This is a genomic window from Inquilinus limosus MP06, from assembly GCF_000767795.1.
GTDB lineage: Bacteria > Pseudomonadota > Alphaproteobacteria > DSM-16000 > Inquilinaceae > Inquilinus > Inquilinus limosus_E.
Genome location: NZ_JANX01000108.1, coordinates 1 through 14,401, shown reverse-complemented (window position 1 = coordinate 14,401; position 14,401 = coordinate 1). Strand labels below are relative to the sequence as shown.

Below are 14,401 nucleotides of genomic sequence, written 5' to 3'. Positions count from 1 at the left end.
CCGGCGCCTGCAGCGCCTCCTGCTGCGTCGCCCGGGCGATCGACATCTGGATCTCGACCAGCTCCGCCAGCACGCACAGATCCGCCGCCCGCTCCCCCTGGGGAGCGGCCGGGCTGTCCGGCATCGGATCGGTCTGCGCGCATTCCATAGAACACATCATGAACAGGAATGCAAATTAATACAAGAAAACAATGTGTTTGCAACGAGATGAGATCCCCCAGGGACATCGCCACCCTGTTGCGCGGATCGCCCTGGCCGGCCAGAATGGCGTCGCGCCGCCGAGGACATGCCCGCAACCCGCCCGCACCGGGCGAGAGGTGATCCTTGAGTCGCGACCGCCAGCTGCATCTCGGCGCCTTCATGCGCCCGGCCAGCATCCACACCGGCGCCTGGCGCTATCCCGGCGCCGTCCCGGACGCCAACTTCAACTTCCCCTTGCTCAAGCGCGCCGCCCGGACGCTGGAGCGCGGCAAGTTCGACGCCTTCTTCATGGCCGACCACCTGGCCGTGCTGAACATGCCGGTGGAGGCGCTGAAGCGCAGCCACACGGTGACCTCGTTCGAGCCCTTCACCCTGCTGTCGGCCCTGGCCGGCGCCACCGAGCGCATCGGCTTGGTCGCCACCGCCTCGACCACCTTCGACGCGCCCTACCACATCGCCCGGCGCTTCGCCTCGCTGGACCATCTCAGCGGCGGCCGGGCCGGCTGGAACATCGTCACCACCTCGAACCCCGACGCGGCGCTGAACTTCGGGCTCGAGGAGCATATGGAGCATGACGAGCGCTACGGCCGCGCCCGCGAGTTCTACGACGTCGTCACCGGGCTGTGGGACAGCTGGGCCGACGACGCCTTCATCCGCGATGTCGAGGCCGGCCTCTATTTCGACCCGGCGAAGCTTCATGTGCTGAACCACAAGGGGCCGAACCTGTCGGTGCGCGGGCCGCTGAACATCGCCCGGCCGCCGCAGGGCTGGCCGGTGATCGTGCAGGCCGGCGCCTCCGACGCCGGGCGGCAGCTGGCGGCGGAGACGGCGGAGGTGGTGTTCGCCTCCGGCTCCACCCTCGCCGACGGCCAGCGCTTCTACGCCGATGTGAAGGCCCGGGCGGAGAAGGCCGGCCGCGACCGGAACCATCTGAAGATCCTGCCCGGCGCCTTCGTCGTGGTCGGCGACACGGTGGAGGAGGCGCGGGCCAAGCGCGCCAGGCTGGACAGTCTGGTGCACTACGAGAGCGCCATCGCTTCGCTGTCGATCGCGCTGGGCACCGACGCCTCCGGCTTCGACCCGGACGCCAGGCTGCCGCCGATCCCGGAGACCAATGCCAGCAAGACCGGCCGCGAGCGGGTGCTGGAGCTGGCGGAGCGCGAGGGGCTGACCGTGCGCCAGCTGGCCCAGCGCCTGGGCGGCTATGCCGGCTTGGCCTTCGTCGGCACCCCGGCGACGATCGCCGACGAGATGCAGGCCTGGCTCGACGGCGAGGGCTCGGATGGGTTCAACGTGATGTTCCCCTACCTGCCCGGCGGCCTCGACGACTTCGTCGACCGGGTGGTGCCGGAGCTGCAGCGCCGCGGCATCTTCCGCACGGAATACGAGGGCACGACCTTGCGCGACCATCTCGGCCTGCCGCGGCCGGGGAACCGGTTCTTCCCGGCCGGGTGACACCAATCAGCCGTGAAGATCGTCCTCTTCGTTCCTTCGTCATCATGGCGAGCCGGCGTGGCCATCCAGCGGCTCGATCCCTGGATGGCCACGCCCCTTCGGGGCTCGCCATGACGGAGCAATATGCCGGGTTGATGGTATAGTGTGCCGTCTTCGAGAGAGACCCGGCGGGGGCGCAGATGCAGCAGGACGATTTCAGCTACGCCATCGCTGGGGCGAACCGCCGTTGCCGGTTCGTCCGGGCCGACCGGCCATGGGGCCATGCCATCGACGTCCAGATCCTGGCTGAGGATGGCGAGTTGCTGAATCGTGTCGTCTTTGCCTGTCATCCCGAGCACCCGGCCTATGATGAACTGCAGGCAAAAAGCACGACGGAGCTTGCCAGGCTGGCCGCGGCACAGTTGGGGACAGGGCGGCATGAGGACGCGCTCGCGCAAGCTCGCGAGGCCAGCTTCGTTCTTCTGATGCGGCTCGACCTTCCCGAAGGCCTCCTGTCGAGCCAAACGGCCTCCTACTCTCCCACCAGCTTGCGGATATAGGCGATCGACCGCGCCGCGAAGGTTTTCCAATCGGCCGGGTTGTCGTGCTCGACCACCAGCACGGCGGCGCGGGTGGTCGCGAACAGCGGGACCAGGGACGGCCAGTCGATGATGCCGTCGCCGGTGGCGGTCCAGCCCTCGTCGGCGGCGGTGCCGGCGCGGGCCGTGTCCTTCAGCTGGATCGCGGTGATGCGGTCGGCATAGCGCGCCAGCTCCTGCGCCGGATCGGCCCAGCCGCGAGTGACCCAGCCGATGTCGATCTCGAAATCGACGCCCGGCCCCGCCGCCTCCAGCAGCAGGTCGATCGGCCGGTTGCCATCCTCCAGCCGCCGGTACTCGAAGTCGTGATTGTGCCAGGCGACCTTCAGCCCTTCGGCCTTCGCCTTCGCCGCCCCCTCCGCCAGCTGCGCGCCGACCCGGCGCCAGCCATCGGCGGTGATGCTGCGCTCCGCCAGGGTCAGGTAGGGCGGGATCAGCGTGTCGGTGCCCATGGCATGGGCATAGTCGAAGAATCGCTGCGGCTCGTTCACCAGCCCGGCCAGCGGCATGTGGAAGCCGGAGCAGGCCAGGCCGGCGGCGTCGATCTGCCGGCGGAATGTCTGCACATCGGCCTCGTAGGCCGGCAGCCAGGGCTCGACCGCGTCGTAGCCGCATTGCTTGAGCCAGTCGAGCTGGGCTTCCAGCGGCGGGAAGAACCGGGCGGAGTAGAGCTGGAAGGAGATCGGGAGCATCGCGGCCGTCCGGCTTCGGGGACATCGGCGGACAGGTTAGGCACGGCGCCCCCTGCCCGGCCAGCCGGATCGGGTTGCCCATGTCCGCCCTCCTGGACAAACCGCCGCCCGTCCGGTGCCGCATTGACAGCGAAGCGGCTTCCCATGTTCTGATTGTTGCAAGGAATTGCCGACTCGCTTTGCGAGATCAGAGACGAACACCCCAGGGAGGAAACGAAATGTCGGAGACGACCGGGACCAAACCGGGTTTCGCCATGGGACCGACGCTCGACGCGGCGCTGACGATCGGTCGGCGCCGCTTCCTGCAGGGCACGGCCGGCGCGCTGGTGGCGCCTGCCGTGGCCGGTCTGCCGGCCACGGCGCGGGCGCAGGACAAGGTCGAGCTGCTGTTCTGGGCCTGGACGCCCGACACCCAGACCCAGGTCGACCTGTTCCAGAAGAAGTATCCCGGCATCTCGGTCAAGCTCGAGAATGTCGGCCAGGGCCCGCCGCACTACGTCAAGCTGCGCAACGCGATCAAGGCCGGTAGCGGCCTGCCGGACGTGGCGCAGATGGAATTCAACTCGATCGCCAGCTTCAAGCAGCTGGGCGTGCTGGCCGACCTGGCGCCTCAGGGCGTCGGCGAGGTCGGCCCGAAATTCATCGACTGGACCTGGAAGTCGGTGACCGACGGCGGCAAGATCTATGCCGTGCCCTGGGACAGCGGGCCGATGGGCCTGCTGTATCGCGCCGACGTGTTCGACAAGAACGGCCTGTCGGTGCCCGAGACCTGGGACGACTATGCCGAGCAGGCGATCAAGCTGAAGGAGAAGGCGCCCGGCACCTTCATGTGCGATTTCGGCGCCTCCGACGCCGGCTGGGTCTGCGCCGTGCTGTGGCAGGCCGGCTGGCGGCCGTTCCACCTGGACGGCACCAGCCTGAAGATCGCGATCAACGACGACATCGCCAAGAACTGGGCCGCCTACTGGCAGAAGCTGATCGACGCCAAGGCGGTCGACGTCAAGCCGATGTGGACCACCGAATGGTTCGCTGGGCTGGACGCCGGCACCTATGCCTCCTGGGTCACCGCGGCCTGGGCGCCGGTGCTGATGCAGCAGTCGATGAAGAAGAGCTTCGGCCAGTGGCGGGCGGCGCCGATGCCGCAATGGCAGAAGGGCGGCAAGATCACCTCGAACTGGGGCGGGTCGACCTTCGCGGCCTTCACCGCCTCGCAGCACCCGAAGGAGGCGGCGCTGTTCTGCCAGTTCATGGGCGCCGACCCCGAGGCGTCGAAGCTGTGGAACACCAAGCAGTTCCTGTTCCCTGTGCTGAAGGACCTGATCGACGACAAGGAGCTGATGGGCCACGGCTACGACTTCTACGGCGGCCAGAAGGTCAATGAGATCTTCGCGGTCTCGGAGAACCAGGTCGACCCGAGCTTCGAATTCGCGCCGTTCCAGGACTATGTGAACCAGCAGCTTCAGGACGAGATGGCCGCCGCCATTGCCGGCAACGGCACCCTGGCCCAGGCCTTCGACCGGGTGCAGGACACCGTCGTGGCCTATGCCAACGACCAGGGCTTCACCGTCCTCTGAGCTCGGGGCCGGCGGGCGCGCCGTGACGGCGACGTCCGCCGGTACCCGGGGCCATGCCCGGATCCTGATCGGCCGCAAGCTGGCGCCCTATGTCTTCCTGGCGCCGTTCCTGCTGCTGTTCGCCGGCTTCCTGATCGCGCCGCTGCTCTATGCCTTCCAGATGAGCCTGTTCCGGGAGACGCTGGTCGGCGGCGCCCGCTTCGTCGGGCTCGACAACTACATTCGCGCCATCCACGACAAGAACTTCTGGGACGGCGTCGGCCTCTTGTTCCAGTTCGGCTTCATGCAGATGCCGGTGATGCTGGGGCTGGCGCTGGCCTTCGCGCTGATCCTGGACAGCGGCCTGGCCCTCGCCCGCGGCTTCTTCCGCGTCGCCTTCTTCATCCCCTATGCGGTGCCGGGGGTGATCGCCGCGCTGCTGTGGGGCTATCTCTACGGCCCGGCCTTCGGCCCGTTCAGCCAGATGTCCGAGGCCATGGGGTTCGGCAGGATCGACTTCCTGTCCGGCGGCGGCCTGCTCCCCTCGCTCGCCAACATCGCGGTGTGGGAGTACATGGGCTACAACATGATCATCTACTATGCCGCCCTGCAATCGGTCCCGCGGGACCTGGAGGAGGCATCGGCGATCGACGGCGCCACGGCGCTGCAGCATTCGCTGCGGATCAAGCTGCCGCTGATCGTGCCCACCATCATCGTCACCGTGATCTTCTCGATCATCGGCACGCTGCAGCTGTTCACCGAGCCCTACCTGTTCCGCAACCTGGCGCCGAGCCAGATCAACAGCCACTACACGCCGAACTACTATGCCTACACCCAGGCCTTCGTCTCGCAGCAGTACAACTACTCGGCGGCGATCTCCTTCCTGCTGGGGGCGGTGGTGGCGGTGGCGTCCTATGGCTTCATGCTGCTGACCAACCGCAGGGGCCGGCGGTGACGATCGCGGCGCGCACCGTCCGCTCCGCCGCCTTCCGGCGGCAGCGCTGGTTGCTGACCGCGGTGCTGGGCGTCTACTTCGTCTACACCTTCATCCCGCTGCTCTATGTCATCGTCTCGGCGACCAAGAGCAATGCCGACCTGTTCGGCACGTTCGGCCTTTGGTTCGCCGGCGACTTCCATCTGTGGGACAACCTGCAGGGCCTGTTCACCTATCAGGACGGCGCCTTCGCCCGCTGGCTGCTGAACACCTTCCTCTACGCCGCCATCTCCGGCCTCGGCGCCGCGCTCCTGGCCACCTGCGCCGGCTATGCCTTCGCCAAGTACCAATTCCGGGGCAAGCGGCTGTTCTTCGCCCTGGTGTTGGGGGCGGTGATGATCCCGCAGACGGCGCTGTCAGTACCGCTGTTCCTGATGCTGTCGAAGATCGGGCTGGTGAACACGCCGATCGCGATCATCCTGCCGTCGATGGTGTTCCCGCCCGGCGTGTTCCTGATGTGCGTCTACATCGAGGACGCCGTGTCGAACGAGCTGATCGAGGCCGGCCGCGTCGACGGCGCGGGCGAACTGCACATCTTCGGCCGGATCGCCTTCCGCCTGCTGATGCCGGGCTTCGCCACGGTGCTGATCCTGGCCTTCGTTTCGACCTGGAACAACTACTTCCTGCCGCTGGTGATGCTCAGCTCCTCGGAGTATTTCCCGATCACCGTCGGCCTGTCGCAATGGTACGCCTCGGCCACCTCGGGCAGCGGCGGCACGGTGCTGTTCAGCATCGTCATGGCCGGCGCCCTGGTCAGCGTGCTGCCGGTGATCGCCGCCTTCCTGTTCATGCAGCGCTGGTGGCAGGGCGGCCTGGCGAGCGGCGGCGTGAAGGCCTGAGCCCTTTCGGCCGCCCGGTGCCCCCGGCATGGGTCGGCCGATTCCGGATCCTCCGCAAAGAGGGTTGAACTTCGCCATCCTTCTGGAGACGTTAGTCCCATCGAGGCCAGGAAACGCGCCGGAGGGAGTCGTGGGAGAGCGGACTGCGCGTCAAATCGCGATCCAATCGGAGGGACAGCGGCTCTTCCTCTCCTCCTACGGGGCTCCGGGCTACCTGGGTACCCTGGCCGCGATCGATCCGCTCTTCTCCAAGACCGAGGCCCGTCAGGCTGGGGCCCTGATGGGGCAGGCGATCGACGGCTTCGCCGGCTATTTCGCGGCGATGCAGGCCGCCGTCACGATTCAATGGATGCAGTATGGTTTCTATGGCCGTGAACAACGGCAACGGGCCGACATCATCAACCATACGCTCTCATTCATATGCTTTCAGGCGATGCAGGATATCGGGCTGACCACCCAGATCGTGAAGAAGGTCGTCTATCACATCATCTCGACGAAGCCGGCCTCGGTGGTTGGACGGATGGCCGGCTCCACGCTGGTGTCGAGAGCCCTGCTGCGCGGCGCCGTCGCCGAGCGCAGCCCGTTCCGCCGGCTTGCCGGCGCCGCGCCGGAAGGGAGAGTTTCAACGCCGGGCAAGCTCCTGCTCGGCTCGCTGATCCTGGTGTCGAACTTCACGATGGCGAGTTACGGATCAGCCGTCCTGCTCATCAATGATGGCCTCAGAGGGCTCGAGCACATCGTATCAGGCGCCCTCACGGGAGAGAGGTTGAGCGTTCCCCTGGAAAGCATCGCGGCCTCTGGAGATGATCAGGCATTGCTCGACCCACTTGTCGTCGCGGACGAGGTCGGAGATTTCCTGCGGGAGCTCTACGAATGGGCATCCGACTTCCCGCTGCTCAATAGGTGACGGATGTACAGGCGGCGATGCCGGAGCTGCGGACAGCGCGCGGTCGACAGGAAAAGCGATGCATGCGCCGCCTGCGGAACGGTGCACACGCGGCGAGCGGGGTCCGATTGGGCCTTCACGGCTGTCGGAACCGTTGGCCTTCCAGCGGCCTTGTTTCTTTTCGTGTTCGGATGGTGGGCCATGGTCGCCGGGGTCATCGGCCTGCTCATCATCCTCGCGCTGATCGATGCCTGTTGGCCCCTGACGATCAAGCGGGACGGGTAGACCGCAGCCTGTCGGATCTCAGGCATTTTCCAGGCATTGGTGCGGACGGCGGGACTCGAACCCGCACTCCCGAGGGACGCAGATTTTAAGTCTGCTGTGTCTACCGGTTCCACCACGTCCGCATGACGGCCTCTATCGCCCGGTCCCGGCCGCCGCGCAAGCCGAATGCAGCTTGCCGGCGGGCGGACCGGCCCCCATTGTCCGGGCATGAGCGATTTCCAATGGATCCACCTGGCCTGGCTGGTGGCCGCGCTGATCCTGGTGGCGCCGGCCGCGCTGCGCGGCGGCTGGGGCGGGCGCGGCCTGCTCTACCTCGCCGCCTGGCTCGGCATTGCGCTGCTGATCGGGCTGGCCTACTCGCTCTTCTCGGAATCGAGGCCGACGGTGCCGCCGAGCGAGACCACCAGGACCCGCACCGCCTCGGTGGCCGCGGACAGCCTGGCGGCGTCGGTGCCGCGCAGCACCAGGCTGGTGCCGAACGTCCCGGCCCGGAAATACGGGTAGCTGCCGACCGACAGTTCCGGATACTCGGCGGCGATGGCGCCGAGGCCGGCGGCGATCACCCCCTCGCCCAGGTCGCAGGTCACGGTGCGGCTGAGCACCATGTCGCCGCCGGCCAGTGTCGGGGCGATGCCGTCGAACATCGCCTGCATGATCCGCGGCACCCCGGCCATGACATGGACATTGCCGATGCGGAAGCCCGGCGCGGCGCTGACCGGGTTGTCGATCAGCGTGCCGCCCTCCGGAACGTTCGCCATGCGCAGCCGCGCCTCGTTCAGCTGGCCGGGCTCGTAATGCGCCTCCAGCCGCCGCACCGCCTCCGCATGCCGCAGCAGGGGCACGCCGAAGGCCCGGGCGACGCATTCGGCGGTGATGTCGTCATGCGTCGGCCCGATGCCGCCGGTGGTGAAGACGTAGTCGTAGCGCGCCCGCAGCGCATTGACCGCGGCGATGATCTCCTCCGGCACGTCCGGCACCACCCGCGCCTCGCGCAGGCGGATGCCGAGACCGGTCAGCCGCTCGGCCAGGAAGCCCATATTGGCGTCCTTGGTGCGGCCGGAGAGGATCTCGTCGCCGATCACCAGAACGGCGGCGGTCACGATGCGCGTGTCGGTCATGGTCCCGTCCCAGGCTGAAGTCAGGGCGATGCTATCGCCTGGACAGGCGGCGAGACAGGCGGAAAACGCTAGCGGTAACCGTTGGCGTCGGCCGGCTTGCCGGCATCCTGCACCTCGACGATGTACCGCCAGGCGTCAGGCTGCGATCCATCGAGATCGGTGAAGCCGTAGACCCGCGCCAACTGGCCGCTGGACAGGGACTGGCCATTCCAGCGCGCCCGCTCCGGGTCCGCCGCCAGCGCCGCCACGGCGCGGCCGGTGAAGCGCGGCGTCTCCGAGATGATGAAATGCGGCTGGGTCTTCGTGGCGTCGCGCCAGTTGGCCTCGGTCACCTGATAGGCGTCCAGCATCATCTCCGACCGCATCCAGCCCGGCGTCAGCGACACCGCGGTGGCGCCGTGCGGCGCCAGGTCCTTGGCGTGGCTCCAGCCCATCCGGTTCACCGACACCTTGGCGAGGTCGTAGAAGGGCGACAGCCGGTAATGGTCGGCGTTGTACTCCGCGGTGCCGTCGGTGATCTCGACCAGCAGCCCGCCCGGCCGTTCGATCAGCAGCGGCAGGGCGTAGTGTGCGGTGATCAGATGGCTGTGCACGCCGAGCTGCAGCAGGCGCAGGCCGTTCTGCAGGTCGTGCTCCCACACCGGTTTGTTCCACTCGAACAGCGTCTCGCCGCCCCACAGGTCGTTGACCAGGATGTCGAGCCGCCCCTGCTCCGCCCGGATGCGGGCGACCAGGCGCTCCACCTGCTCCGGCACCAGATGGTCGACCTGCACCGCGATGCCGCGGCCGCCCGCGGCCGAGACCAGTTCCGCCGTCTCCTCGATCGTCTCCGGCCGCCGGTACTCCGAGGGCTGGCCGCGAATGCTGCGGCCGGTGACGTAGACGACGGCGCCGGCCGCCCCGAGTTCGACCGCGATCCCCCGACCGCATCCGCGGGTCGCGCCCGCGACCAGGGCGACCTTTCCGTCCAGCGGCAACGGCATCCGATCCTCCATCGCTACATGATTCATAAATGATCATTCACTTATAAACCAGAGTCAAGCCGCCCCCTCCCCCGCACGCACCCGACACCCTCTGCATGCCTCTTCTGCGATGCCGGCCCTCGGCGCCCGGCCGAGTCGCCCCCATATCCCGCCGGGTGGCGACCGCGCGGCGGCGGTGCTATAGGCTAGTGTCGATGCGAGACAGGACGGAAAGCGTGACCGAGGTGGAACCCCAGACCCGCGAAGGCCATATCCCCCTGCATGGCGAGGCCGATTTCGCGGCGATGCGGCGTGCCGGCCGGCTTGCGGCCGAGACCCTCGACTTCATCGCCCCCCATGTGCAGCCCGGCATCACCACCGACGAGCTGGACCGGCTGTGCGACGGTTTCATGCGCGACCATGGCGCGGTCCCGGCGACGCTGGGCTATCGCGGCTATCCGAAGTCGAGCTGCATCTCGCTGAACCATGTCGTCTGCCACGGCATCCCGGGCGACCGGAAGTTGGAGAATGGCGACATCCTGAACATCGACGTCACCCCAATCCTGGACGGCTGGTACGGGGATTCGAGCCGCATGTACGTCGCCGGCGACAAGCTGGCGGTGAAGGCCAAGCGGCTGATCGAGGTGACCTACGAGTCGATGATGCGCGGCATCGCCGCGGTGAAGCCCGGCGCCACGCTGGGCGATATCGGCCACGCCATCCAGAGCTATGCCGAGGGCCACCGCTTCTCGGTGGTGCGCGACTTCTGCGGCCATGGCGTCGGCAAGGTGTTCCACGCCCCGCCCAGCATCCTGCATTACGGCCGGCGTGGCGACGGCCTCGTGCTGCGCGAGGGCATGATCTTCACCATCGAGCCGATGATCAATGCCGGCCACTGGGCGGTGAAGATCCTGTCCGACGGCTGGACCGCGGTGACCCGCGACCGCAGCCTGTCGGCCCAGTTCGAGCACACGGTCGGCGTCACCAGGGACGGGGTGGAGATCTTCACCCTCTCCCCCGCCGGCCACACCCAGCCGCCCTATCCGGCTTCGTAGTCGGGGGCGCCGTGACCGAAGCGCCGGAGGCGACGGACCCGGTTCCCAGCTATACCGGCCATCGCGACCGGTTGCGGCAGCGTTTCCTGACCGCCGGCGCCGCCGCCCTGGCGGATTACGAGATCCTGGAGCTGCTGCTGTTCGCGGCGATCCCGCGGCGCGACACCAAGCCCCTGGCCAAGCAGCTGATCGCCACCTTCGGCAGCCTGGGCGCGGTGCTGGCCGCCAGTCCGGCGCAGCTGGCCCAGCGCGGCGGCCTGAGCGACATCAGCGTCGCCCTGCTGAAGGTGGTGCAGGCGGCGGCCGAGCGGATGCTGAAGGAGCAGGTGGTCGACCGGCCGGTGATCGGGTCCTGGCAGGCGCTCTTGGACTATCTCGGCGTCGCCATGAAGTTCGGCGGCACCGAGCAGGTGCGGCTCCTGTATCTTGACCGCAAGAACGCGCTCCTGGCCGACGACACCGCGGCCCAGGGCACGGTCGACCAGGCGCCGGTCTATCCGCGCGAGGTGGCGCGGCGGGCGCTGGAGCTGGGCGCTAGTGCTTTGATTTTAGTACACAATCATCCTTCAGGCGACCCCACCCCGTCCCGCGCGGACATCGAGATGACCAAGGCGGTGGCGCGGGCGCTGGAGACGGTCGGCGTCGCCCTGCACGACCACGTCATCGTCGGTCGCAAGGGCCATTCCAGCTTCCGCAGTCTGGGGCTGATATGAGCCGCGTCAGTCCGCAAGAATCTCGAAGGCCAGCGGCCGCGGCGGGGCGCCGGCATTGCAGGTCGAGGCCGGGCAGGACGAGATCGCGACGGCGAGGTCCATCTCGGCGCGCAACACGATCGCGTCGCCGGCGCGGGACCGGGGCGGTACGATCACCAGCCGCCCGTCCGCCGCAACCTCGACATTCATGAAGAAATTGAATGCGGTCGGCAGGGGACCCGGCTCGATCCCCAGGCGCTGCAGCGCGGTGCGCAGATTGTCATGGCAGTTCGGGTGATGGTCCTTCACCCCGTATTGGATGCGATACATCTCGAGGCTGCAGGGCGCGTAGAGGAAATCGTGCCGGCCGACCTCGTCTGCGACGATGGTCAGCATCGGGTTGCTGCGATCGGACCACAGCACGTCGCCGGTCGAGAGATAGATCCTGCCGCCATAGTCGAAGCTGCGGCCGTTCGACAGGCGTTCGCTGCCATCCGCGGCATAGGCCAGGAGGTCGCCCGTCTGCCCGCCCACCGGGTCGATGATCCGCAGCCGCTCGCCACGCCTCAGCCGCAGCCCGACGCCGCTGGCCGCGGGAACCACCTGCTCCGCCATTCCTGCCTCCTTTGCTTACTCCCCAGCCTACCACCGGGACGGCCGGGTGCGCAGGGAGTCGGCCTTACGCCGGAACGGGCGCGTCCTCCCGCACCAGCCCCTCACGCTTCAGCTCGGCCCAGAACTCGGCCGGGATCGGCGTGGCGATCAGGGCGTGGTTGCGCTCGACCTCCTCCGGCTTCACTGCCCCGGGGATCATCGAGGCGACCACCGGATGGGCCAGCGGGAACTGGATCGCCGCGGCCGGCAGGGCGACACCGTGGCGCCGGCACACCGCTTCGATCCGGCTGACCCGCTCCAGGATCTCCGGCGGCGCGTCCTTGTAGTTGTACTTGGCGCCCGGCACGGCACCGGTGGCCAGGATGCCGGAATTGTACGGCCCGCCCAGCATGATGCCGATGTCGCGGCGCTGGCACAGCGGCAGGAAGTCGTCGAGCGCGGTCTGCTCCAGCAGGGTGTAGCGGCCGGCCAGCAGGAAGCAGTCGAAATCGCCGCCCTCGGCGAAGCGCATGCAGGATTCGACCTCGTTGACGCCGACGCCGATCGCCTTGACCACGCCTTCCTCGCGCAGCTTCAGCAGCGCCTTGTAGGCGCCGGCCAGCGCCTCCTGCAGCCGCTGCTCATAGGCCGGGCGCGAGCCGTGGGTCCAGATGTCGACATCGTGGATCAGCAGGATGTCGACATGGGGGATGCCCAGGCGCATCAGGCTCTGCTCGAAGGCGCGCATGGCACCGTCATAGCTGTAGTCGAACACCGGGTCGAATTCGAGCCCGCCGGCCCAGCCGCCATGGTCCACGGCCTTGCCGCGCTTCGGCGCCTCGAACACCCGGCCGACCTTGGTGGACAGCACATAGGAGTCGCGCGGCCGCTGCCGCAGCACCTGGCCGAAGCGGTGCTCAGACAGGCCGTAGCCATAGAGCGGCGAGGTGTCGACCAGGGTGACGCCGAGCTCCAGCGCCCGCGCCATGGTCTGGGTCGCCTGCCCGTCCGGCAGCTTCTGGTAGAAGTCGCCGAGCGGCGCCCCGCCGAAGCCGAGCTGGGTGACGGGAACGCCGCTCTTGCCGAGCGGACGGGTCGCGATCGGGTCCATGGGCGGGCGGTCCTCTCCTGAAGCGTCTTGGGCTCAGCCGAGCCGGTAGAAGGCGATGGCAGTGTCGCGATAGAGCTGCCGCAGCTGCGCCTCCGACGCGTCCGAGAGGATGGCGTCCAGCGTCTCGACCCAGCGGCGATAGCTGGAGGCCAGCTCGCAGACGGGCCAGTCGCTGCCGAACATGGTGCGGTCGAAGCCGAAGCAGTCAATCGTATGACATATGTACGGCTCGATCTGCTCCCGGGTCCAGCCCCCATGATCGGCTTCGGTGACGACGCCCGACAGCTTGCACCAGACATTGGGCAGCGCCGCCAGCGCCCGCATGTGGTCGCGCCAGGGCTGGTCCAGCCCGTCGCGGATGCCCGGCTTGCCGATATGGTCGAGGACGAAGCGGATCTCCGGGCAGCGCCGCACCAGCTCGATCGCGCTCTCGAACTGCGGGTGGAAGATGCACAGGTCGAAGGACAGGTCGTATTCGGACAGGAGCCGCACGCCCTCGACGAAGCCGGGCCGGATGCAGAAATCTACCGCCTCGCCCTGGATCAGCCGGCGGATGCCGCGCAGCTTCGGCGTGGCGGCGTGCAGCGCGTCCAGTTCGGTCCGCACCGCCTGGCCGTCCTCGATCGCCGCCGAGGCGACGAGGGCGCCGAGCCGAGGGTCGGCCAGCGCGCCGACCCAGCGCGCCTCCTCCACCCGCTGCGCCGGGGCGACATCGACCTCGACGAAGACATAGCTCTCGACCGCCACGCCGTCGCGCTGCCGGTCGTAGACATCCGGCAGGTGGCGCGACTTCAGGGGCGGCGCCTGGTCCATCCACGGATAGGACAATATGGCTGGATCATAAATATGGACGTGGCTGTCCACGATCGGAAAACCGGGCACGTGAGGCCTCCACGAATGGGTTTTTCGCGACTTTAGTCTAAAAGGCGGGCGATGCCATCAGGCCCGTTGCGCTGCGCCGAGAAGGTCCTCCAGCCCGCCGATATCGGGCAGGCAGAGATCGGCCAGGCCGGCCAGGGTCTCGACGGTTCCGGTGCCGCTGAGCACGCCGACGCACAGACCGCAGCCGGCGGCGCGGCCCATCGCCATGTCGTGCCGGTTGTCGCCGACCATCAGCACCGCGCCCGGCGCCAGGCCGGCGGCGTCGCAGAAGCCGTAGACCATGCCGGGGTTCGGCTTGTGGCCGTGGCCGCTGTCATATCCGGCGATGAAATCGACCAGATCGAGCAGGCCGAACATCGCCAGCGTGGCGCGGATCGCCACCTCGCCGTCGCTGGAGGCGACGCCCAGCTTGAGCCCGCGGCCGCGCAACCGCCGGAATAGCCCGGCCGGGTCGGCCACGGTCGGCCGGATCGCCGTGCTGGTGGCGCCCTGGAAGATGCGGTC

15 protein-coding genes and 1 tRNA gene are annotated in these 14,401 nt (G+C 68.2%); 8 read left to right on the top strand and 8 right to left on the bottom strand.

The genetic code is table 11. The annotated features are described in order from the left end of the window. Nucleotides 1-324 precede the first annotated feature (324 nt). Together P409_RS11375 and P409_RS11370 are read left to right on the top strand one after the other, a co-directional pair. On the top strand, nt 325-1,656 hold the full coding sequence (locus P409_RS11375; protein WP_034835669.1) for an LLM class flavin-dependent oxidoreductase: 1,332 nt from the start codon (nt 325-327) through the stop codon (nt 1,654-1,656). A gap of 179 nt (nt 1,657-1,835) precedes the next feature. Continuing rightward, the gene (locus tag P409_RS11370; RefSeq protein ID WP_034835665.1) at nt 1,836-2,195 is read left to right on the top strand and encodes a hypothetical protein; all 360 of its coding nucleotides are present in this window, start codon (nt 1,836-1,838) and stop codon (nt 2,193-2,195) included. On the opposite strand, the gene P409_RS11365 is transcribed toward P409_RS11370, so the two are convergent. Continuing rightward, nucleotides 2,168-2,926, bottom strand: coding sequence for a sugar phosphate isomerase/epimerase family protein (locus P409_RS11365; RefSeq protein ID WP_034835661.1), 759 nt, complete (start codon nt 2,924-2,926; stop codon nt 2,168-2,170). The two genes, P409_RS11370 and P409_RS11365, sit on opposite strands and share 28 nt — an antisense overlap. A gap of 218 nt (nt 2,927-3,144) precedes the next feature. Here P409_RS11365 and P409_RS11360 point away from each other — a divergent pair, with 218 nt between their 5' ends. From P409_RS11360 to P409_RS11345, 4 genes are all read left to right on the top strand, one after another. Then, nucleotides 3,145-4,500: an ABC transporter substrate-binding protein gene (locus P409_RS11360; protein WP_052120406.1), complete on the top strand. Its 1,356-nt coding sequence runs from the start codon at nt 3,145-3,147 to the stop codon at nt 4,498-4,500. A 22-nt stretch (nt 4,501-4,522) separates the two neighbouring features. After that, a complete protein-coding gene (locus P409_RS11355; protein WP_202964636.1) occupies nt 4,523-5,434 on the top strand; it encodes a carbohydrate ABC transporter permease in 912 nt (303 codons plus the stop codon). Beyond that, on the top strand, nt 5,431-6,312 hold the full coding sequence (locus tag P409_RS11350; protein WP_202964635.1) for a carbohydrate ABC transporter permease: 882 nt from the start codon (nt 5,431-5,433) through the stop codon (nt 6,310-6,312). The genes P409_RS11355 and P409_RS11350 overlap by 4 nt, the downstream gene beginning before the upstream one ends. A 130-nt stretch (nt 6,313-6,442) precedes the next feature. Further along, on the top strand, nt 6,443-7,219 hold the full coding sequence (locus P409_RS11345) for a hypothetical protein (RefSeq protein WP_034835658.1): 777 nt from the start codon (nt 6,443-6,445) through the stop codon (nt 7,217-7,219). Between the two features lie 301 nt (nt 7,220-7,520). Here the strand turns inward: P409_RS11345 and P409_RS11340 are convergent. The 3 genes from P409_RS11340 to P409_RS11330 all read right to left on the bottom strand — a co-directional run bounded on the left by P409_RS11340 (nt 7,521) and on the right by P409_RS11330 (nt 9,584). Further along, a tRNA-Leu gene (locus P409_RS11340) sits at nt 7,521-7,605 on the bottom strand. 231 nt (nt 7,606-7,836) lie between these two features. Continuing rightward, complete coding sequence (locus tag P409_RS11335) at nt 7,837-8,601, bottom strand: competence/damage-inducible protein A (RefSeq protein WP_034835653.1); 765 nt, start codon at nt 8,599-8,601, stop codon at nt 7,837-7,839. A gap of 68 nt (nt 8,602-8,669) precedes the next feature. Then, a complete protein-coding gene (locus P409_RS11330; RefSeq protein ID WP_238578653.1) occupies nt 8,670-9,584 on the bottom strand; it encodes an SDR family oxidoreductase in 915 nt (304 codons plus the stop codon). A 224-nt stretch (nt 9,585-9,808) separates the two neighbouring features. Between P409_RS11330 and map the strand changes: the two genes are divergently transcribed. Together map and radC are read left to right on the top strand one after the other, a co-directional pair. Next, nucleotides 9,809-10,618 (top strand): type I methionyl aminopeptidase, encoded by an 810-nt coding sequence (map, locus tag P409_RS11325; RefSeq protein WP_034835673.1) that lies wholly within the window; start codon nt 9,809-9,811, stop codon nt 10,616-10,618. An 11-nt stretch (nt 10,619-10,629) separates the two neighbouring features. Then, nucleotides 10,630-11,331 carry a RadC family protein gene (gene radC, locus P409_RS11320; protein WP_034835649.1) on the top strand — a complete coding sequence of 234 codons (702 nt, stop codon included), beginning with the start codon at nt 10,630-10,632 and terminating at the stop codon, nt 11,329-11,331. Between the two features lie 6 nt (nt 11,332-11,337). Here radC and P409_RS11315 read toward each other — a convergent pair whose 3' ends face one another. From P409_RS11315 to P409_RS11300, 4 genes are all read right to left on the bottom strand, one after another. Then, nucleotides 11,338-11,925 (bottom strand): DUF1989 domain-containing protein, encoded by a 588-nt coding sequence (locus tag P409_RS11315; protein ID WP_034835646.1) that lies wholly within the window; start codon nt 11,923-11,925, stop codon nt 11,338-11,340. A gap of 64 nt (nt 11,926-11,989) precedes the next feature. Further along, nucleotides 11,990-13,015: an aldo/keto reductase gene (locus P409_RS11310; protein ID WP_034835643.1), complete on the bottom strand. Its 1,026-nt coding sequence runs from the start codon at nt 13,013-13,015 to the stop codon at nt 11,990-11,992. Between the two features lie 33 nt (nt 13,016-13,048). Continuing rightward, the gene (locus P409_RS11305) at nt 13,049-13,897 is read right to left on the bottom strand and encodes an amidohydrolase family protein (RefSeq protein WP_034835638.1); all 849 of its coding nucleotides are present in this window, start codon (nt 13,895-13,897) and stop codon (nt 13,049-13,051) included. Between the two features lie 57 nt (nt 13,898-13,954). Further along, a partial coding sequence (locus P409_RS11300) for an HAD family hydrolase (protein WP_034835633.1) occupies nt 13,955-14,401 on the bottom strand: 447 nt, incomplete at its 5' end.